The sequence below is a fragment of the Pseudomonas sp. 3MA1 genome, from assembly GCF_029237275.1.
In the GTDB taxonomy this organism is placed as follows: domain Bacteria; phylum Pseudomonadota; class Gammaproteobacteria; order Pseudomonadales; family Pseudomonadaceae; genus Aquipseudomonas; species Aquipseudomonas fluorescens_AP.
Map to the genome: position 1 here is coordinate 215,468 of NZ_JAACFX010000005.1, position 19,650 is coordinate 235,117.

Below are 19,650 nucleotides of genomic sequence, written 5' to 3' on the forward strand. Positions count from 1 at the left end.
GGGAAGTCGCCACCGACGACTTCCGCGCACCACGATCAATGCAAGGTCAATGCAAGCGCTTGCGACACATCAATTGCGCCAACTTGGCGGCGTCCGGGCGCTCGACAATGCCCTTCTCGGTGACGATGGCATCGATCAGGTCCGCCGGGGTCACATCGAAAACCGGGTTGAAGACCTCCACCAAGGCGCCCAGCGACTGCCCGACCACATCCAGCAGCTCGGCACCTTCGCGCTCCTCCAGGACAACATCCTCGCCACTGACCAGGCTCATATCAATGCTCGAACTGGAGGCCACCACCATGAAGCGCACACCATGGTGCATGGCATTGACCGCCAGCTGATAAGTGCCGATCTTGCTCACCACATCACCATTGGCGCAGATCCGGTCAGCACCGATGATCACCCAGGTCACCCCCTTGGTCTTCATGATGTGCGCGGCGGCTGAATCGGCATTGACGGTGCACGCAATCCCCTCCTGGGCCAGCTCCCAGGCCGTCAGGCGCGAGCCTTGCAGCCAGGGCCGTGTTTCGTCGACATAGACCCGTTCCACCATGCCTTCCAGCCAGGCCGCACGGATCACCCCCAGCGCAGTACCGAATCCACCGGAGGCCAAGGCGCCGGTATTGCAGTGAGTCAACAGGGCCTGGGGATTGCCCTGATGCCGGCGAATCAGCTCCACGCCCAATTGGGCCATGGTCAGATTGGCCTCCCGATCACTTTCGTGGATCGCCAGCACCTCGGCTTCCAGGGCCGCCAGTGGACTGGCCTGATCCTTGACCCGATCCAGACGCTCGCGCATGCGATTCAAGGCCCAGAGCAGATGGCCACCGGTAGGACGCGAGTCCGCCAGCAGGTTGAAATCCTCTTCCAGGGCTGCCAGCCAGTCACCGCCCGCGGCAAGGCGCGCGCCCGCTGCCAGGACCACGCCATAGGCCGCGCAGATGCCAATGGCCGGAGCACCGCGCACCACCATCGAGCGAATCGCCTCAGCCACCCCGGCCACACTGTCGCAAGCAACCCAGACTTGCTCGCGAGGCAGTTTCCGCTGATCGAGCAGATACAGAGTGCTATCTCGCCATTCAATGGCCTTGACCTTCTCCGCAGCCAACAGACGATCGCGCATCCCTCACCCCGCACTCATGAACAAAAGCGGCCGATTATAGCGATCACCCCGCCAGGACGCTCGGGTATACTTCGCCATCCTTTATATGAAGCCCTGGACCGATATTCGATGCCAAACCGTGACGTTGCGCTCGACCTGCTGCTGTTGCCGACCTGGTTGGTACCGGTGGAGCCGGCCGGGGTCGTCCTCAAGGAGCACGGACTGGGCATCCGCGACGGCCGCATCCACTTCATCGGACCACGCAGCGAAGCCTTGAAGTGCCGCGCCAGCGAAGTCCGCGAACTGCCCGGCATGCTGCTCAGCCCCGGCTTGATCAACGCCCATGGGCACGCGGCCATGACCCTGTTTCGCGGCCTGGCCGACGACCTGCCACTGATGACCTGGCTGGAGAAGCACATCTGGCCCGCCGAAGCCAAGTGGGTGGATGAAGCCTTCGTCCGTGACGGCACAGACCTGGCCATCGCCGAGCAGATCAAAGGCGGTATCACCTGTTTCTCTGACATGTATTTCTTTCCAAAGGTTGCCAGCGAACGGGTACACAACAGTGGCATTCGCGCACAGATCGCCATGCCGATCCTGGACTTCCCCATCCCCGGCGCCCATGACGCCGACGAAGCCATTCGCCAGGGGGTGGAACTGTTTGGCGACCTCAAGCATCACCCACGGATCAAGATCACCTTCGGCCCTCACGCCCCCTACACCGTGGGCGACGAAAACCTGGAAAAGATTCGGGTGATTGCCGAAGAACTCGACGCCTCAATCCACATGCACGTGCATGAAACCGCATTCGAGGTGCAGCAATCCCTGGAGCAGCGCGGTGAACGACCACTGGCACGCCTGGCTCGCCTCGGACTACTGGGACCGCGCTTCCAGGCCGTTCACATGACCCAAATCAGCGATGAGGACCTGGCTTTACTGGTAGAAACCAACACCAGCGTCATTCATTGCCCGGAGTCCAACCTGAAACTGGCCAGCGGCTTCTGCCCGGTGGAGCGCCTGTGGCAGGCCGGGGTCAACGTTGCCGTGGGCACCGATGGCGCGGCCAGCAACAACGATCTTGATCTGCTGGGGGAGACTCGCACGGCGGCCCTGCTGGCCAAGGCCGTGGCCGGATCGGCAACCGCCCTGGATGCCCATCGCGCCTTGCGCATGGCCACCCTCAACGGCGCCAGGGCCATGGGCCTGGAAGGCGAAGTAGGCTCCCTGGAAATCGGCAAGGCCGCGGACCTGGTGGCCTTCGACCTGTCCGGACTGGCCCAGCAACCGATTTACGACCCGGTGTCGCAACTGATCTACGCCACCGGCCGGGACTGCGTGAAACACCTGTGGGTCGCCGGCAAGCCACTGCTGGAGGACCGGCGCCTGACCCGCCTCGACGAACAACAGCTGGGAGCCACCGCCCGCAGCTGGGGCCAGCGCATCAGCGGCCACGCCCAATAACCCGGGCCTTGAGCGGATGCTCGAGGCCCCACACAGCATTCATTAGCTTTGGAGCACCACCCATGAGCAACGTCGACCACGCTGAAATCGCCAAATTCGAAGCCCTGGCCCATCGCTGGTGGGACCGCGAAAGCGAATTCAAGCCCCTGCACGACATCAACCCGCTGCGGGTCAACTGGATCGATGAACGGGTCGGCCTGGCGGGCAAGAACGTCCTCGACGTCGGCTGCGGCGGCGGCATCCTCAGCGAAGCCATGGCCCAGCGCGGCGCCACCGTGACCGGCATCGACATGGGCGAGGCCCCCCTTGCCGTGGCGCAGCTGCACCAGCTGGAATCCGGCGTCAACGTCGAGTACCGGCAGATCACCGCCGAAGCCCTGGCCGAGGAAATGCCCGAGCAGTTCGACGTGGTCACCTGCCTGGAGATGCTTGAACACGTTCCCGACCCTTCATCGGTAATCCGTGCCTGCTTCCGTATGGTCAAGCCCGGTGGCCAGGTGTTCTTCTCCACCATCAACCGCAACCCCAAGGCCTACCTGTTCGCCATCATCGGCGCGGAATACATCATGAAGCTGCTGCCTCGCGGCACTCATGACTTCAAGAAATTCATCCGTCCCTCGGAGCTGGGCGCCTGGAGCCGCTCCGCCGGCCTGACCGTCAAGGACATCATTGGCCTGACCTACAACCCGCTGACCAAGCACTACAAACTGGCCGCGGACGTTGACGTCAACTACATGATCCAGACCCTGCGAGAGGAGTGAGACATGGCTATCAGAGCCGTTCTTTTCGATATGGATGGCACCTTGCTCGATACTGCGCCGGACTTCATTGCGGTCTGCCAGGGCATGCGTCGTGATCGCGGCTTGCCACCGATCAACGATCAGCACATTCGCGACGAAGTCTCCGGCGGCGCCAAGGCCATGGTGGCCGTGACCTTCTCCATGGATCCGGAGTCCCCGGGCTTCGAAGAGTTGCGCCTGGAGTTCCTGGAGCGCTACCTCGCGCATTGCGCCGTGCACAGCCAGCTCTTCGACGGCATGGCCGAGCTGCTGGCCGATATCGAAAAAGCCAATCTGATCTGGGGCGTGGTCACCAACAAACCGCTGCGCTTCGCCGAACCGATCATGCAGCAACTGGGGCTGGCCGAGCGCTCGGCGCTACTGATCTGCCCCGATCACGTCAAGAACAGCAAACCCGATCCGGAGCCGCTGATCCTGGCGTGCAAGATGCTCGACCTGGACCCGTCCACCGTGCTCTTCGTCGGCGATGACCTGCGGGACATCGAGTCCGGCCGCGATGCCGGCACCAAGACTGCCGCGGTGACCTATGGCTACATCCATCCGGACGACAACCCCCGCCATTGGGGCGCCGACGTGGTGATCAGTCACCCGCTGGAACTGCGCCAGGTTCTGGATAACGCATTGTGCAGCTGCTGAGCAGCGGCATTCCCGACCAAGACCGGGAACGTACCACTTTCTGTTGAGGCCCTTTATGTTTGATTACTCCGCTCGCCCCGAACTGCTCAAGGACCGGGTCATCCTGGTCACCGGCGCCGGTCGCGGCATCGGCGCCGCCGCCGCCAAGACCTTTTCCGCCCATGGCGCCACGGTACTGCTGCTGGGCAAGACCGAAGCCAACCTGACCGAGGTCTACGACGCCATCGAAGCCGCTGGCCATCCTCAGCCCGCGGTGATCCCGTTCAACCTGGAAACCGCCCTGCCACACCAGTACGACGAGCTGGCGGCGATGATCGAGACCGAGTTCGGCCATCTCGACGGCCTGCTGCACAACGCCTCGATCATTGGCCCGCGCACGCCGCTGGAACAGCTGTCGGGGGAAAACTTCATGCGGGTGATGCAAGTCAACGTCAACGCCATGTTCATGCTGACCAGCACCCTGCTGCCCCTGCTCAAGCTGTCCCAGGATGCCTCGGTGGTCTTCACCTCCAGCAGTGTCGGGCGCAAGGGACGGGCCTATTGGGGCGCTTACGGCGTGTCCAAGTTCGCCACCGAGGGCCTGATGCAAACCCTGGCCGATGAGCTGGATACCGTGGCCCCGGTTCGCGCCAACAGCATCAACCCCGGCGCCACCCGCACCAGCATGCGGGCCCAGGCCTATCCTGGGGAAAACCCGAGCAACAACCCGACCCCGGAAGAGATCATGCCGGTCTACCTGTACCTGATGGGCCCGGACAGCGCCGGGATCAACGGCCAGGCTTTCGACGCGCAGTAACCCCCTCCGTTCGTCGCGCCAGAATACTGGCGCGATGCCTCCACCCCTCCCGGTTCTCGGGGAATCTGAAGCCAAACAAGTGTCACTTGAGGCGACATACCGCCTCAACGAATCGCCAACCATTTGAATTGAAAAGGTTTTTATTCAGATGAACCGAATGGCACGAGTTTCGCTCTAAGAACACTCAACACACAGTGCATCAACACTGTGGCGACCGGCTTGCGCCAAGGGCTTTATGGCCAATGGCGAGCGGCATAAAATGCGCGCATTGTCCTACGGGACTGAAGGAACAGTATGACGCGCAGCTCCGAGCCGCTCTCACCCAGGCAGTAACAGCGTACACAGTGCTCAGGGGGCTCAAGCTCAGATGAAAACACCTACCCAGACCAACGCAATTGACTTCGATAGCGCCAAATTGCAACGCCTGGGCTTTGGCCAACAGACGCCGCCGGTCAAGCACCCCATCAGCCTCGGACAATTGCGCCAGCAACTGAGCCTGCAACTGCAGACCAGCCTTGAGCCGCAACGCATCCTCGGCCTGTTCTTTCGCGAAGCGCAACGACTGGTCCCCCTTGACGCCCTGCGCTATGAGCACGCCCCCAGCGATCTGCGCCTGGAGTTCGGCCAGCGCGGGCACCACTCCATCAGCTACAGCCTGAGTCATGAAGGCGAACCCATGGGCGAGCTGGTGTTCCGGCGCAACCAGCGCTTCAGCGATAGCGAACAGGGCAGCCTGGAGTCGTTGCTTTCGACCCTGCTATACCCCATGCGCAACGCCCTGCTGTATCGCGCCGCAACCCGCAGTGCACTGCGCGATCCGCTGACCGACACCGGCAACCGCATCGCCATGGACCAGACCCTGCAACGGGAAATCGAAATGGCTCGTCGCCACCAGCTACCACTGTCATTACTGATGCTGGATATCGATCACTTCAAGCGGATCAACGACAGCTACGGCCACAGCACCGGCGACGAAGTGCTCAAAGCCGTGGCGGCCTCGATCAAGGCGCAGTTGCGCAATGTGGACATGGTGTTTCGCTTTGGCGGGGAGGAGTTCCTGATCCTGCTTTCCAACACCGGGCGCGAGGCCGCGGCCATGGTGGGGGAACGGCTGCGACATGCCGCGCAAGCGCAGGAGTATCGGGCCGATGAGCGTTCAATCGAACTGACGGTGAGTCTGGGATGCTCGACTCTGCTGCCGGGAGAGTCCGCCGAGAGCCTGTTGCGTCGCGCTGACAGCGCGCTGTACGTGGCCAAGCGCGAAGGTCGCAATCGCCTGGCGATGGCCGGCTAGACGCCAGGCCACACCTTACGGGCAGTTGCGGGCAACGCCATCGTCACAAGCGCCCAACGCCTGCGACCATCGACCTGCCCGCGCGCCCTTGCCTTACCCTTCAACCAGCGCGAGACGCTCGCGGGTTACCGTGGCCTTTTCCTGCTGCATGCAACGTTCCAGAAACAGGAACATGTAGTCATAGCTCTTGCAGATTGCCTGCCGCAGCTCGGCTTGCAGAGCCTTGCTCGGATTCAGGCCCGCCAGGGTGACAATGATCTCCAACGCTTCCCAGGGATGAGCATCATCGTACTGGGCATGCATCTTCAACCACTTCATGGCGCGCTTGCGCTCCTCTTCAGGGAACGCGGCAGCATAGACACCGCTGGAGCAAACCAGGGCCGACCATTCGCCCGTCGCGCCTTCGATGGCGTAGTTGGTGGCCGCGATAGCCACGATCAGCGAATCCGCCGAGCTGGTGTGCCAGCACCAGTGACTCAGGGCGTGCAGCTCAGGTGGCACTTGCTGGGCCTGCAAGTCCTCCAGGGTCACCCCGTGGGCCCGACTCCAGTGCACCCAGTAATCGGCATGGTTGAGTTCGACACGAATGTTGCGCATCAGCCAGCGGCGCGCCATGTCCTCGCCGGGGTGGCGGGCAAAACGGGTCTTGGTCAGGTTCTGCGCCATGTACAGGGCAAACTGCTCAACCACCGGCCAGCCGCCGATCAGGTACTGGCGCATGATTTTGGCGCTGAGCTTGTTGTCGCGCATGCGCTGGTACAGCTCATGCTCCACCACACGGCGCTTACTCTCGCTGCAGTCCTGGATCAATTGCTGGGTCCAGGCGGGGTAGCTGGCAGCTTCCATGAGCGGGCCGGTTCGGTTGAATGTATCGATCACTGTCGGACTCCTTTTGATTGTGATGTGCGGACCCAAAAGAGGTTTCAACGGAAGGTGCCGGGCGCCTTGAACAACAGGGGCTGTGGTCGCACGGGCCGACACTGCAGGCTGTCACAGGTAAACAATTGCGGGCGTTCAACAATGTAGCCTTGAGCATAATCCACGCCGATCTCAAGCAAGGCCTGCTCTATCTGCGGCGTTTCGACAAACTCGGCAATCGTGCGCTTACCCATGACATGACCGATGTGGTTGATCACTTCGACCATGGCGCGGTTAATCGGGTCGTCCAGCATATCCTTTACGAAACTTCCATCGATCTTGAGGAAGTCTACAGGCAAATGTTTGAGATAAGCGAACGACGACATTCCCGCACAAAAGTCGTCCAGCGAAAAATGACAGCCCAAGCCCTTGAGTTCATTTATAAAACGGATCGCGCTGCCCAAATTGGCAATCGCACTGGTTTCGGTTATTTCAAAGCAGATCATCTGCGGCGGTACGCCATAGACGATGAACTGCTCCCTCAGGAAGTCGAGAAACTCGTCGTCGCCAATGGTGATCCCCGACAGGTTGATCGCGCACATGGCCATGGGCCCTTCACGCCCCTCGGCGATGCACTGGGCAATGACCTTGAATACGTTCTGCACCACCCAGCGATCCAGAGAGGTCATCAGGCCGTAGCGCTCCGCCGCCGGGATAAAGCTGTCCGGCAGGATCATCCGGCCGGCCTCGTCGTGCAGGCGCAGGAGAATCTCGACATGGCCACCTTCACGCTCGGTATGACCCAGGGCCGTGATCTCCTGGGAATAGAGACAGAAGCGATTCTCCTCAAGAGCCATATGCAGGCGCTGGACCCAGGCCATTTCGCCGAATCGCAGGGAAAGCTCGGAATCGTCGGCGTGGTAGACCTGAACCCGGTTGCGCCCTTTTTCCTTGGCCATGTAGCAAGCCATGTCCGCCGCCCGCAATGACGCCTCCAGGGTGGTCGGGGTCTGGGCGATATGCACCAGGCCGATACTCACCGTGGTGACGAACGGCCGGCCCTTCCAGACAAAGTGCAGGTTCTGCACGGTCTGACGCAGCCCCTCGGCAATCTTTTCCGCGGCCTCCGGCGAGCAGTTTTCCAGGAGAATCCCGAACTCGTCGCCCCCCAACCGCGCCAGGGTGTCACCTTCCCGCAGACCCGACTGCAACAGCGCACAAATATGCCGCAGCAACTCGTCTCCGGCGGCATGCCCACAGGTGTCGTTGACCAGCTTGAACTGATCCAGGTCCAGGAACATCAATGCGTGCCGGGCCGGCTGGCGGATCAGGTTGTGCAGGGCCTGCTCCAGACGGAACTCGAACTCGCGGCGATTGGCCAGCCCGGTCAGCGCGTCGTGGGTCGCCTGCCAGGACAGATTGGCGATGTACTGCCGCTCCTGAGTCATGTCATGCAGCACCAGCACCGTGCCACTGACCTTGCCGGCATTACGGATTGGCGCGCCCACCAGGGTCACCGAAACCGTGCTGCCATCCAGGCGCTGGATCAGCTTGGAATGTTCGCTGCCACCACTGAGCTGGCCACTGAGAATGTGCTCGATCAGGGTGAACCCATCGGTCTGGGCATTCTCGTCCAGCAGATTGAACAGGGCAGCCAGGGGCAACCCCACCGCCTGCTCAGCCTTCCAGCGGGTCAACTCTTCCGCGGCCGGGTTCATATAGGCAATGGCACCCTCGACATCCGTGGTGATCACCCCGTCGCCAATGGACTGCAAGGTAATCTGCGCGCGCTCTTTCTCCAGCTGCAAGGCGTCGGCAAAGGCATGGCGCTGGGCCAACAGCATGTGGGTGCGCAGCAGCGCCAGGGCAATCAGGACCAGCGCCGTGGCCAGGTTGGTCACCAGCAACAGGCGCAGAATCACCCGCGAGCCCTCTCCCAGAGCGTCGCTGAAGGCCTTGGCCGCCGGTGTGACCCCATCGTTGATGGCAAAGATCTGACTCTTCCAACGTTGCACATCGGCTTCGCTGGCGTTGTTGCTGCCGATCCCCCGGTGCATCTCGCGGGCCACCGTATCGAGCTGCAGCAGGTAGCCGTCGCCCACGGTCCACAAATCGATGGCCTTTTCCAGGTAACTGAAATGGCGGAAGTTGAGGTACAGCCAGATCAGACTGGGGACGTCATCCGGGTGATTGCCGCCCTTGAGAATCCCCAGCCGCGCTGCCTCGAGATCCGGCGGCTGGCGATCCAGAGCCACCCGCAGCTCATGCCCGCCCTGAGGCACGGCTATGGCGTTCTGGTATTTGAGAAAGGTGCCTTCGTCGCGGCTGTCGGCGTACAGATTGAGGTAGTAGATGGCGTCCTTCTGGCCTTTGGACCACAGGCTTTCGCCGGCCACATAACCACGCACTGCCGACAGGACATAGAGGCTGAGGCCGCCCAACAAGGCTTGGAATAACACCACGGCGATAAAGGGCCAGACGATGCCCAACAACCGCGGCGTTGCGAAAGTCCGCTTTTGCTTCATGAGGGTCCTTGCTCGCGCACTGCCAAATGAACACCCAGTAGTCTCGTCCCAGCCTGCACAGATTAGGCTAATTTCCTCAGACCCGACGCAAGGCGAACGGATCTGCCCAGCAGGAGGAAACGGCCGCTGCCTCAGGCTGAAACGGTTATTCCACCAGGAAATTCAAGCACTAAGCACAGAAAGCCGGATAAAACTCAAGACTATCGAACCTGCTGCAGATGCCCGTAAAGCTTGGCATAAAGGCCACCATCGGCAATAAGCTGCTGATGGTCGCCATCTTCGGCAATCTGCCCGCCATCGAACACTAAAACCCGGTCGGCCTGTTTTACCGCCGACAGGCGATGAGCAATGATCAGCGTAGTCCGCCCACGCAGAAAACGCGTCAAGGCTTGATGCAGGTTGTACTCGGTGGCGGCATCCAGGGCAGAGGTGGCTTCGTCGAGGATCACCACCTTGGGCTCGGCCAGGACCATCCGCGCAATGGCCAGGCGCTGACGCTGGCCACCGGACAAGCGCACGCCGGAACGCCCGACCACGCTGTCCAGTCCCTGCGGCAAGGCCCTGACGGTGCTGTCCAACTGGGCGATTTCCAGCGCCTGCCAGCAGGCGTTGTCATTGCGCTCGCGGCCCATGGTCAGGTTGGCGCGAATGGTGTCGTTGAACAGCGCAGGATGCTGCAACACCACGGCAACGTTATCGCGCACCGTTTCCAGGCCGATGTCCTGCTGGGTCGCACCACCAAAACGGATCACTCCGGTCTGCGGCGTGTACAACCCCAGCAACAGCTGCACCAGGGTGCTCTTGCCACCGCCACTGGCGCCGACAATGGCCACCTTTTCGCCAGGCGCAATGGACAAGTTCAGGTTGTCCAGCACCCGTTCGTCGCCGTAGCCAAAGCTCAGGCCGCGGACCTCGATGCCAACGGTTTCGCAGCCCAGGAACGGATCCGCACCACCGCTGTACTGCGGCTCGTCGGCCCGCGCCAACAACTCGTTGATCCGGGTCAGGGCGCCACCGGCGGCGTAATAGGCGTATTGCAGGTTCAGCAGTTGCTCCACCGGGCCGATCATGAACCACAGGTAGCTGAACACCGCCAGCATCTGGCCGATGGACAGGTCGGAGAACAGCACCGTGAGCATCGCTGCGGCGCGGAAGATATCGATGCCGAACTGAAACAGCAGACCGCTGGCCCGGCCAGACGCATCGCTCTTCCACTGCGAGGCCACGGCATAATCGCGCACCTCTTCGGCACGCCGCCCCAAGCGGCCGAGAAAGTAGCCCTGTCGGTTGCCGGCTCGAATTTCCTGAATCGCCTCCAGCGTCTCGGTCAGAGCCTGGGTGAAGCGCGAGGTGCTGTCGTTTTCCAGCTTCTTCAGGTGCTTGACCCGCTTGCCCAACTGCACCGTGGCAAAGATCACCAGCGGGTTGAACAGCAGTATCAGCAGCGCCAGCTTCCAGTGCATCCACATCAGGATGCCGGCCGTGCCCACCAGGGTCAGCATGGCCACCAGGAAACGGCTCAGGGTCTCCCCGACGAACTTGTCCACGGTGTCCAAGTCGGTGACCAGGTGGGTGGTGACCGTGCCGCCGCCCAGGCTTTCGTATTCCCCCAGGGAAATACGCTTGAGCCGCTCGATCAGGCGCACGCGGATGCGGTAGACGATGTCCTTGGCCAGACCAGCGAACAGCCGCGCCTGGACCACGTTGAACACCAGGGCGGAGCAACGCAGGATCAGGGTCGCCAGCAGCATCAGGCCGATATAGCCCGCCGCGCTCTGCCAGCCCTGAGGCAGGAACCGGTTCATGAACTGCAGCGCAGCATCGCCATGCCCCAACAGCACCTCGTCCACCAGCAATGGCAGCAACAGCGGGATCGGCACGCTGCACAGCGTGGCCAGCACGGCCACGCCATTGGCGATCCACAGCGATTTCCGGTGGTGCAAGGCCAGACGACGGATTTCACCCCAGCTCAGACGATCGACGATTTTGCCGGGTACGCTGGATTCGACCGGCTCAGGCACAGGCGGCGCGCTCCAGCCAGCGGCCGAGCAACGGCGACAACTCGCTCAGCGGCTGATAACCATTGGTCAGCAGCGCCAACTGGCCGTTGCGCTCCGCCAGCAAGGTGGGAAATCCAGCGATCCCCAGGTCCTGGACCCAGGTGAAGTCCGCCGCCGTGGCCGCGTGCTGCTCGGCCCGGTCGAATGCTTCGGCGAATTCGATCCGCGGCACCCCGGCCTGCTCCGCCAGCTCGACCAGCACGCTGGCCAGGGTGACATCACGGCCTTCGACATAGAACGCCCGCTGGATCAGCCCCAGTAGTTTCCAGGCACAGTCCGGGGCCAGGCTCCGGGCGGTGACGATCGCCCGACAAGCCGGTTCAGTGTCATAGACAAAGCCATCGGGCAAGGCGCCCGCGAAGGTGAACGGCTGCCCCGTAGCCTGCTGCACCGCCTGCCAGTGCTCAAGAATATAGCGCCGAGTGTTGGGCTCCAGCGCCGAGCCGCTGCCGGTGCGCAAGCCGCCCACCACCAGATGCAGCTCGACGCCGGCGGCCTGGGCCTGCTCTGCCAGGGCCTGGGCCACGGGCGCAAAACCCCAGCACCATGAACACATCGGGTCCATCACATAGAGCAGGCGGGCAGACATGGCTCAAGCCTCGGAGGAAGATTGCTTGTAGTTGTAACCGATCGGGTGCGGCATGTTGCGCGCCTTGGCCAATTCGATCTGCTTCTGCCGGTCGATGGCGCTGCGGCGGGTCTTCTCGCTCAGTTTGTCCCAGCAATGCGGGCAACTGATACCGGGCACATAGTGCTCGGAAGCGCGATCCTCAACGCTCACCGGAGTGCGGCAGGCATGACATTGATCGTAGTCGCCTTCGCTCAGGTCGTGGCGAACGGTGACGCGGTTATCGAACACGAAGCAGTCGCCCTGCCATTTGCTCTCTTGCTGCGGCACCTCTTCGAGGTACTTGAGAATCCCGCCCTTGAGGTGGAACACCTCGTCGAAACCCTCGCTGAGCATGTAGCTCGACGCCTTCTCGCAGCGGATGCCGCCGGTGCAGAACATCGCCACCTTCTTGTGTTTGCTCGGGTCGAAGTTGGCTTTGATGTAGTCCGGAAACTCGCGGAAGCTGGTGGTCTTGGGGTCGATGGCGCCCTCGAAGGTGCCGATGGAGACTTCGTAGTCGTTACGGGTATCGATCAGCAGCACTTCCGGATCGCTGATCAGGGCGTTCCAGTCCCGGGGCTCGACATAGGTGCCGACTTTCTTGTTGGGGTCGACGCCGGGCACGCCCAGGGTGACGATCTCTTTCTTGAGCTTGACCTTGGTGCGGTAGAACGGCTGCTCGTCGCAATACGACTCTTTGTGATCGATATCGATCATGCGCGGATCGTTCTTCAGCCAGGCCAGCAGCCCATCGATGCCTTCGCGGCTGCCGGAAACCGTACCGTTGATGCCTTCTTCGGCGATCAGCAGGGTGCCCTTGATGCCGTTATCGAGCATGGCCTGCAGCAGGGGCTCGCGCAGGCTGACGTAATCTTCGAGGGTGACGAACTTGTACAGTGCCGCCACGACAATGGGTTGTGTCATGGGAAATCTCTCCAGGTGGCTACCCTCGTAAAGGGTGAACCGGATGCAAAAAAAAACGCGCCGACGTAAGCGGCGCGTTGCGGATTCTATCAAAAAAACCGCTATTAATGCTTGCTGCCCCCAGCGCAGGTCGGTGAAGCCGGAGCCACACCGATCTTCGACCACTCCTCGGGGGTGTAAGTGTGCAGCGCCAACGCATGGAACTGGCCCATCAGCTCACCCAGGGTGGCGTAGACCTTCTGGTGGCGCTTGACGCTGTTGAGGCCGGCGAACTGCTCGCTGACCAGTACCGCCTTGAAGTGGGTTTCCAGGCCACGGCTGTGCATGTGGCTTTCATCCAGCACTTGCAGGTGCTCGGGCTGCAATGCCCCGAGCGCCGCTTCGATACGTTGTTGCATGGTCATTGCGGGCTCCGCTTACTTCTTCTTCGCCGGTGCAGCCTTGGGCTCGAGCTCGGCGGTCATGTCGGCCAGCAGCTTGTTCACTACCGGCACCGCGCTTTCCAGCTTGGCCTGGGTCATCTGCGCCGATTGCTGGGTCAGCTGGGGCATTTTTTCCAGGACTTTCTTGCCCAGTGGCGACTGGTAGAACGCTACCAGGTCCTTGAGCTCGGACTCGCTGAAGTTGCTGGTGTAGAGCTTGACCATGTCCGGTTTCAGCTTGTTCCAGCCAATGGCCTGGTCCAGGGCGGCGTTGGCCTTGGCCTGGTAGGTTTCCAGCAGGGCACGTTTGGATTCGGGGGCTTTGGTCTGTTCAAAACGCTGGGCGAACATTTGCTGGACTTGCATGTACACCGGCGTACCGAGCTTGTCCGCATGGGCCAGGGTCAGGAAGGCCTCGGCACTGGCGTTGTGGCTGGCGGTATCGGCAAGAACCTGGCCGCTGGCACACACCAGAACAACCGCGGTACAGATGGCACGAAAACGGGTCATCGAGTTTCCTTTATCTAGCAGGCGAGGTAGAACCCCAAGGGCGCCCATTCTGCGCCTATTAATCCGCGTCCCTCAACCCCACCCCCTGGCGCCCCCTGGTTTTGCCCGTGCGGCGGGCGGAAAACCCCTTCCACGGAACCCGAGCCGCAGATCAGGGCCTAAACTGGCCAGTCAGACTTGGAGGAATGTCACGATGAATCGAATCGAAACCGACAGCCTGGGCCAGGTTGAAGTCCCGGAACAAGCCTATTGGGGCGCGCAGACCCAGCGCTCGCTGATCAACTTCGCCATCGGCAACGAGCGCATGCCTCTAGCGGTGCTGCATGCCCTGGCCCTGATCAAGAAAGCCGCCGCCCGGGTCAACGATCGCAATGGCGATATCCCCGCCGACATCGCCCGGCTGATCGAACAGGCCGCCGACGAAGTGCTGGCCGGAGAACATGACGATCAGTTCCCCCTGGTGGTGTGGCAGACCGGCAGCGGCACCCAGAGCAACATGAACGTCAACGAGGTACTGGCCGGCCGGGCCAACGAACTGGCGGGCAATCCCCGGGGCGGCAAGTCGCCGGTGCACCCCAACGATCACGTCAACCGCTCGCAAAGCTCCAACGACTGCTTCCCCACCGCCATGCACATCGCGGCGGCCCAGGCCGTGCAGTCCCAACTGCTGCCGGCGATCACCGAGCTGTCCGGCGGCCTGGCCGAACTGTCGGCCCGGCACATGAAGCTGGTGAAGACCGGACGCACCCACATGATGGATGCCACGCCCATTACCTTTGGTCAGGAAATCTCCGCCTTCATCGCTCAACTGGGCTACGCCGAGCGGGCCATCCGCAGCGCCTTGCCTGCAGTATGCGAGCTGGCCCAGGGCGGCACCGCCGTGGGCACCGGACTGAACTCGCCCCATGGCTTCGGTGAAGCCATCGCCGCCGAACTGGCCGCGTTGTCCGGCCTGCCCTTCGTCACCGCCCCCAACAAGTTCGCGGCGCTGGCCGGCCACGAGCCGCTGACCACCCTGTCCGGCGCGCTGAAAACCCTCGCCGTGTGCCTGATGAAAATCGCCAACGACCTGCGCCTGCTGGGCTCCGGTCCGCGGGCGGGACTGGCCGAAGTCAAGCTGCCGGCCAACGAGCCGGGCAGCTCGATCATGCCCGGCAAGGTCAACCCGACCCAATGCGAAGCCCTGTCGATGCTGGCCTGCCAGGTCATGGGCAACGACGTGGCAATCGGCTTTGCCGCCAGCCAGGGCCATCTGCAGCTGAACGTGTTCAAGCCGGTGATCATCCACAACCTGTTGCAATCGATCCGCCTGCTGGCCGATGGCTGCAGCAACTTCCAGCGGCACTGCATCGCCGGGCTGGAGCCCGATCCCCTGCAGATGGCCACGCACCTGGAACGCGGGTTGATGCTGGTGACCGCACTCAACACCCACATCGGCTACGACAAGGCCGCCGAGATCGCCAAGAAGGCCTATGCCGAGAACCTGACCCTGCGCGAAGCGGCGCTGGAACTCGGATACCTGACCGACGAGCAGTTCGATGCCTGGGTGCGCCCGGAAAACATGCTGGAGGCCGGGAAACAGGGCTAGCGCGGCGTCTTTATTCGCGGGCAAGCCAGCTCCTGCCGCCACACCTCTGTAGGAGCTGGCTTGCCAGCGAAGTTCACCCCGCAGCAACCCGCTGGCGCCGGGCGCGCAACCCCGCCATCAGCGACGGCCCCAACGCCGTCAAGGCCGAGCCCAGTACCACCAGCAACGCCCCGCCATAACCCAGGCCATTGATCTGTTCGGCGTGCACGTACTCCGGCCAGACCCAGGCCGCCCAGGCCACCGCGGCAAAGGTCACCAGCGGCGTGATCGCCAGGGTCGCACTGACCCGCGACGCCTCCCAATGGGCCAGGGCTTCGGCAAAGGCGCCATAGGCAATCAGGGTGTTCAGGCAACAGGCCAGCAACAGCCAGCCCTGCAACGGACTCAGCTCCAGGGCCTCCAGGGGATGCACCCACGGAGTGAGCAACAGTGCACAGAACAGGTAGATCACCATCATCACCTGCAATGAATTCCACACGCTCAACAACTGCTTCTGGCCCAAGGCATAAAAGGTCCAGACCGCCGAAGCCGCGAGAATGGTCAGAACTCCAGCGGTGTAGTCACTCAGGGAGGTCAGCAGCTCGGTCAGGCGCTGATTGAAGAACAGCCCGAAACCGAGCAGCAGCACCAGCAGGCCCAGGCCCTGCCCGAGGCTGAAGCGCTCCTTGAACACGAAGACGCTGGCGATCAGCAGCAGGATCGGCCCCATCTGCACCACCAGTTGCGCGGTGCCCGGGCTCAGCAGGTTCAGGCCCATCAGGTACAGCACGTAATTGCCCACCAGCCCCAAGACCGAGATCGGCACCAGCCATGCCCCTTTCGGGCCGAGCGCGCGCCAGCGCGGCAAGCGCCCCACCGCCGCCAGATAGAAAAACAGGCAGCCGCCGGACACCAGCAGGCGAAACCAGGTCACGGTCACCGGGTCCATCACCAGCAGCACTTGCTTGAGCTTGATGGGCAGGATGCCCCACAACAGCGCGGTCAATAAGGCGAGGAACAAGCCATAGACCCAACGACCGGACGAGACGTGCATGCGAACCCCACAAAGCCTGACGAGCAAGGTGCGCATTCTAGGCCCGGGCCAGGGGCCGACACAGAGACAGTTGCCAGCAAAGCGCAAACAAGATTGTGCAGGTCGTAAAAAACCCAAGCCGTCTCCCGCAGGAGCCGGCTTGCCGGCCAAACCCGAAACCTAGCGCACGGCCTCGAACAGTCCCGTTGCCCCCATGCCACCGCCCACGCACATGGTGACAATGCCGTACCTCAGGTTGCGCCGCTGCAACTCACGCACCAGATGCCCGACCTGGCGCGAACCGGTCATGCCGAACGGGTGGCCGATGGAGATCGAGCCACCGTTGACGTTGTATTTGGCGTTATCGATCTCCAGCCGGTCACGGGCATACAGGCACTGGGAGGCGAACGCCTCGTTGAGTTCCCACAGATCGATATCGTTGATGCTCAGGCCCTTGGCCTTGAGCAGCTTGGGCACCGAGAACACCGGGCCGATGCCCATCTCGTCGGGCTCGCAGCCAGCCACGGTAAAGCCACGGAAGAACGCCTTGGGCTTGAGCCCCAGGGCCAGGGCCCGTTCCAGACTCATCACCAGGGTCATGGAGGCGCCATCGGAGAGCTGCGAGGAGTTGCCCGCCGTCACCGAACCGTCCTCGGCAAACACCGGCTTCAAGGCCGCGAGGTTCTCCAGGGTGGTGTCGGGGCGGTTGCAATCGTCGCGATCCACCACGCCGTCGAGGATCTGCACCTGCCCGGTGTTCTTGTCCTCGACCTTGTACTTGACCGTCATCGGCACGATTTCGTCGCGAAACAGACCGGCGGCCTGGGCCTGGGCGGTACGCTGCTGGCTTTGCAGGGAGTACAGGTCCTGGGCTTCGCGGCTGACGTTGTAGCGCCGGGCCACCACTTCGGCGGTCTGGCCCATGGGGAAGTAGATGCCCGGCACCTGCTCCTTGAGCAACGGGTTGATCAGGTTGTCGGTGTTGACGCTCTTCATGGTCAGGCTGATGGATTCGACACCGCCGGCGACGATGATGTCGCTGCAGCCGGAGGCGATCTGGTTGGCGGCGATGGCGATCGCCTGCAGGCCCGAGGAGCAGAAACGGTTGAGGGTCATGCCCGCCGTGCCGGTGCCCAGGGCCGAGAGCACTGCGACGTTGCGGCCGATGTTGAAACCCTGGGCCCCTTCGTTGGAGCCGGCGCCGACGATGCAGTCCTCGACGCTGGCCGGGTCGATGCCGTTGCGGGCGAGCAGCGCATTGACGCAGTGAGCGGCCATGTCATCCGGACGGGTCTGGTTGAACTTGCCGCGAAAGGACTTGGCCAGGCCAGTCCGTACGCTGTCGACGATCACCACTTCACGCATGACGCACCTCATTGTTGTTGGCGGCAGGAAAGAGCCTCGAGCATAGAGGCCCCTCGCCCACCACCGCGACAATCATTCACTGGGCGTATGCGCGACCATCGGTCTACTTCTTGTCCTTCTTGTCTTTCTTGTCGTGCTTGTCGGAACGCTCGAAGGCGGCCTCCAGGGCCAGATTGATGGTGCGCAGGACCTTGACCCGGGCCCAGCGCTTGTCGTTGGCCTCCACCAGGGTCCAGGGCGCCACTTCGGTGCTGGTACGGTCGACCATGTCGCCGACGGCGATGCGGTAGTCGCCCCACTTGTCGCGGTTGCGCCAGTCGTCCTCGGTGATCTTGAAACGCTTGAAGGGAATCGCCTCCCGCGCCTGGAAACGCTCCAGCTGGGTGTCCTTGTCGATCGCCAGCCAGAACTTCACCACGATCACCCGGGCATCGGCCAACTGCTCCTCGAAGTCGTTGATCTCGCTGTAGGCCCGCAGCCAGTCCGCCGGCTGGCAGAACCCCTCGACCCGCTCCACCAGCACCCGGCCATACCAGGAGCGGTCGAAGATGGTGAACTTGCCGCGCGCCGGAATATGCCGCCAGAAACGCCAGAGATACGGCTGCGCCCGTTCATCTTCGGTGGGCGCGGCAATCGGCACGATGCTGTATTGGCGCGGGTCCAGGGCCGCCGCGACCCGCCGAATGGCGCCGCCCTTGCCCGCCGCATCATTGCCCTCGAAGACCGCCACCAGAGCGTGCTTGCGCATGCGCTTGTCCCGCAGCAGACCGGCCAGGCGCGCCTGCTCGGTAATCAACTGTTCCTCGTAGTCGTCCTTGTCCAAGTGCTGGGTCATGTCCAGACTGTCCAGCAGACTCAGCTCATCCACCGCCGTCGGCAGCGGTGCGGCGTTGACCTGGGTCGGCTTCAGCGGCTGACGGTTCAAGGCATTCTGCAACCCCTCCAGCAGGATCCGGCCCACGGTGAGGCTGCGGTAATGCGGATCGACGCCCTCGATCACATGCCAGGGCGCGTAGTCGCGACTGGTGCGGCGCAACACCCGCTCGCCGTACTTGACGAACTTGTCGTAGGTTTGTGACTGCTGCCAGTCCAGCGGGCTGATGCGCCAGCTGTGCAGCGGGTCATCCTGCAACGACTTGAGGCGGTCCTTCATCTGTTTCTTGGACAGGTGAAACCAGAACTTGAAGATCAGCGCGCCTTCATCACAGAGCATCTTTTCCAGGCGTTCGGCGCCATTGATCGCCTGATCCAGGCGCGGATCCTTGATCTCGCCATGCACCCGGCCCTGGAGCATCTGGCTGTACCAGTTGCCGAAGAACACCCCCATGCGGCCCTTGGCCGGAAGCATCCGCCAGTAGCGCCAGGCCGGCGGTCGCGACAGTTCCTCGTCGGTCTGCTGGTCGAAAGTCCGCACCTCGATCAAGCGTGGGTCCATCCATTCACTGAGCAGCTTGACCGTCTCGCCCTTGCCCGCGCCCTCGATCCCGTTGATCAGCACGATCACCGGAAAGCTCGCCTTCTGGCGCAGCTCGAACTGGGCTTCAAGCAAGGCTTCACGCAAGGCAGGCACTTCGGCGTCGTAGGTTTCTTTGTCGATGGCGTGACCGATTTCAGCGGATTCGAACATGGGTGGCTCCCTTCCAAGAATTGTCCAAGACTAGCGGATCGACCTTGGCCAGGGAAAACA

General features: G+C 62.5%; 17 protein-coding genes. 6 read left to right on the plus strand and 11 right to left on the minus strand.

The window, feature by feature from the left end; translation table 11 throughout:
- Positions 1-46: 46 nt before the first annotated feature.
- Positions 47-1,123: an S-methyl-5-thioribose-1-phosphate isomerase gene (gene mtnA / locus GWQ44_RS16560; protein ID WP_275927817.1), complete on the minus strand. Its 1,077-nt coding sequence runs from the start codon at positions 1,121-1,123 to the stop codon at positions 47-49.
- A 108-nt stretch (positions 1,124-1,231) separates the two neighbouring features.
- Between mtnA and GWQ44_RS16565 the strand changes: the two genes are divergently transcribed.
- From GWQ44_RS16565 to GWQ44_RS16585, 5 genes are all read left to right on the plus strand, one after another.
- Positions 1,232-2,563, plus strand: a complete 1,332-nt coding sequence (locus tag GWQ44_RS16565; RefSeq protein WP_016964096.1) for a TRZ/ATZ family hydrolase — start codon at positions 1,232-1,234, stop codon at positions 2,561-2,563.
- Between the two features lie 62 nt (positions 2,564-2,625).
- Positions 2,626-3,324 (plus strand): bifunctional 2-polyprenyl-6-hydroxyphenol methylase/3-demethylubiquinol 3-O-methyltransferase UbiG, encoded by a 699-nt coding sequence (gene ubiG, locus GWQ44_RS16570; protein ID WP_047305560.1) that lies wholly within the window; start codon positions 2,626-2,628, stop codon positions 3,322-3,324.
- Positions 3,325-3,327: 3 nt separating this feature from the next.
- Entirely contained in the window at positions 3,328-3,999 is a 672-nt protein-coding gene (gene mupP, locus GWQ44_RS16575) for an N-acetylmuramic acid 6-phosphate phosphatase MupP (protein WP_103739916.1), read from the plus strand.
- A gap of 55 nt (positions 4,000-4,054) precedes the next feature.
- Positions 4,055-4,795, plus strand: coding sequence for a YciK family oxidoreductase (locus GWQ44_RS16580; protein ID WP_275927818.1), 741 nt, complete (start codon positions 4,055-4,057; stop codon positions 4,793-4,795).
- Positions 4,796-5,162: 367 nt separating this feature from the next.
- Positions 5,163-6,089 (plus strand): GGDEF domain-containing protein, encoded by a 927-nt coding sequence (locus tag GWQ44_RS16585; protein ID WP_016964100.1) that lies wholly within the window; start codon positions 5,163-5,165, stop codon positions 6,087-6,089.
- Positions 6,090-6,182: 93 nt separating this feature from the next.
- On the opposite strand, the gene GWQ44_RS16590 is transcribed toward GWQ44_RS16585, so the two are convergent.
- The 7 genes from GWQ44_RS16590 to GWQ44_RS16620 form a co-directional block, all read right to left on the minus strand.
- A complete protein-coding gene (locus GWQ44_RS16590) occupies positions 6,183-6,968 on the minus strand; it encodes an iron-containing redox enzyme family protein (protein WP_016964101.1) in 786 nt (261 codons plus the stop codon).
- Positions 6,969-7,012: 44 nt separating this feature from the next.
- On the minus strand, positions 7,013-9,472 hold the full coding sequence (locus tag GWQ44_RS16595; protein ID WP_275927819.1) for an EAL domain-containing protein: 2,460 nt from the start codon (positions 9,470-9,472) through the stop codon (positions 7,013-7,015).
- 200 nt (positions 9,473-9,672) lie between these two features.
- Positions 9,673-11,457, minus strand: a complete 1,785-nt coding sequence (locus tag GWQ44_RS16600; protein WP_275927871.1) for an ABC transporter ATP-binding protein — start codon at positions 11,455-11,457, stop codon at positions 9,673-9,675.
- A 28-nt stretch (positions 11,458-11,485) separates the two neighbouring features.
- Positions 11,486-12,088 carry a DsbA family protein gene (locus GWQ44_RS16605; RefSeq protein WP_177435195.1) on the minus strand — a complete coding sequence of 201 codons (603 nt, stop codon included), beginning with the start codon at positions 12,086-12,088 and terminating at the stop codon, positions 11,486-11,488.
- A gap of 36 nt (positions 12,089-12,124) precedes the next feature.
- Positions 12,125-13,066 carry a rhodanese-related sulfurtransferase gene (locus GWQ44_RS16610; protein ID WP_016964104.1) on the minus strand — a complete coding sequence of 314 codons (942 nt, stop codon included), beginning with the start codon at positions 13,064-13,066 and terminating at the stop codon, positions 12,125-12,127.
- Positions 13,067-13,170: 104 nt separating this feature from the next.
- On the minus strand, positions 13,171-13,470 hold the full coding sequence (locus tag GWQ44_RS16615; RefSeq protein WP_047305565.1) for a BolA family protein: 300 nt from the start codon (positions 13,468-13,470) through the stop codon (positions 13,171-13,173).
- 12 nt (positions 13,471-13,482) lie between these two features.
- Entirely contained in the window at positions 13,483-13,998 is a 516-nt protein-coding gene (locus tag GWQ44_RS16620; protein ID WP_042940787.1) for a DUF2059 domain-containing protein, read from the minus strand.
- A gap of 193 nt (positions 13,999-14,191) precedes the next feature.
- Here GWQ44_RS16620 and GWQ44_RS16625 point away from each other — a divergent pair, with 193 nt between their 5' ends.
- The gene (locus GWQ44_RS16625; protein WP_016964107.1) at positions 14,192-15,586 is read left to right on the plus strand and encodes a class II fumarate hydratase; all 1,395 of its coding nucleotides are present in this window, start codon (positions 14,192-14,194) and stop codon (positions 15,584-15,586) included.
- 73 nt (positions 15,587-15,659) lie between these two features.
- Here the strand turns inward: GWQ44_RS16625 and GWQ44_RS16630 are convergent, their stop codons facing one another.
- The 3 genes from GWQ44_RS16630 to pap all read right to left on the minus strand — a co-directional run bounded on the left by GWQ44_RS16630 (position 15,660) and on the right by pap (position 19,590).
- Positions 15,660-16,619, minus strand: coding sequence for a DMT family transporter (locus tag GWQ44_RS16630; RefSeq protein WP_047305566.1), 960 nt, complete (start codon positions 16,617-16,619; stop codon positions 15,660-15,662).
- A gap of 159 nt (positions 16,620-16,778) precedes the next feature.
- The gene (locus GWQ44_RS16635; RefSeq protein WP_047305567.1) at positions 16,779-17,963 is read right to left on the minus strand and encodes a thiolase family protein; all 1,185 of its coding nucleotides are present in this window, start codon (positions 17,961-17,963) and stop codon (positions 16,779-16,781) included.
- A 103-nt stretch (positions 17,964-18,066) separates the two neighbouring features.
- Positions 18,067-19,590 (minus strand): polyphosphate:AMP phosphotransferase, encoded by a 1,524-nt coding sequence (pap, locus tag GWQ44_RS16640; RefSeq protein ID WP_016964110.1) that lies wholly within the window; start codon positions 19,588-19,590, stop codon positions 18,067-18,069.
- Positions 19,591-19,650: the final 60 nt, after the last annotated feature.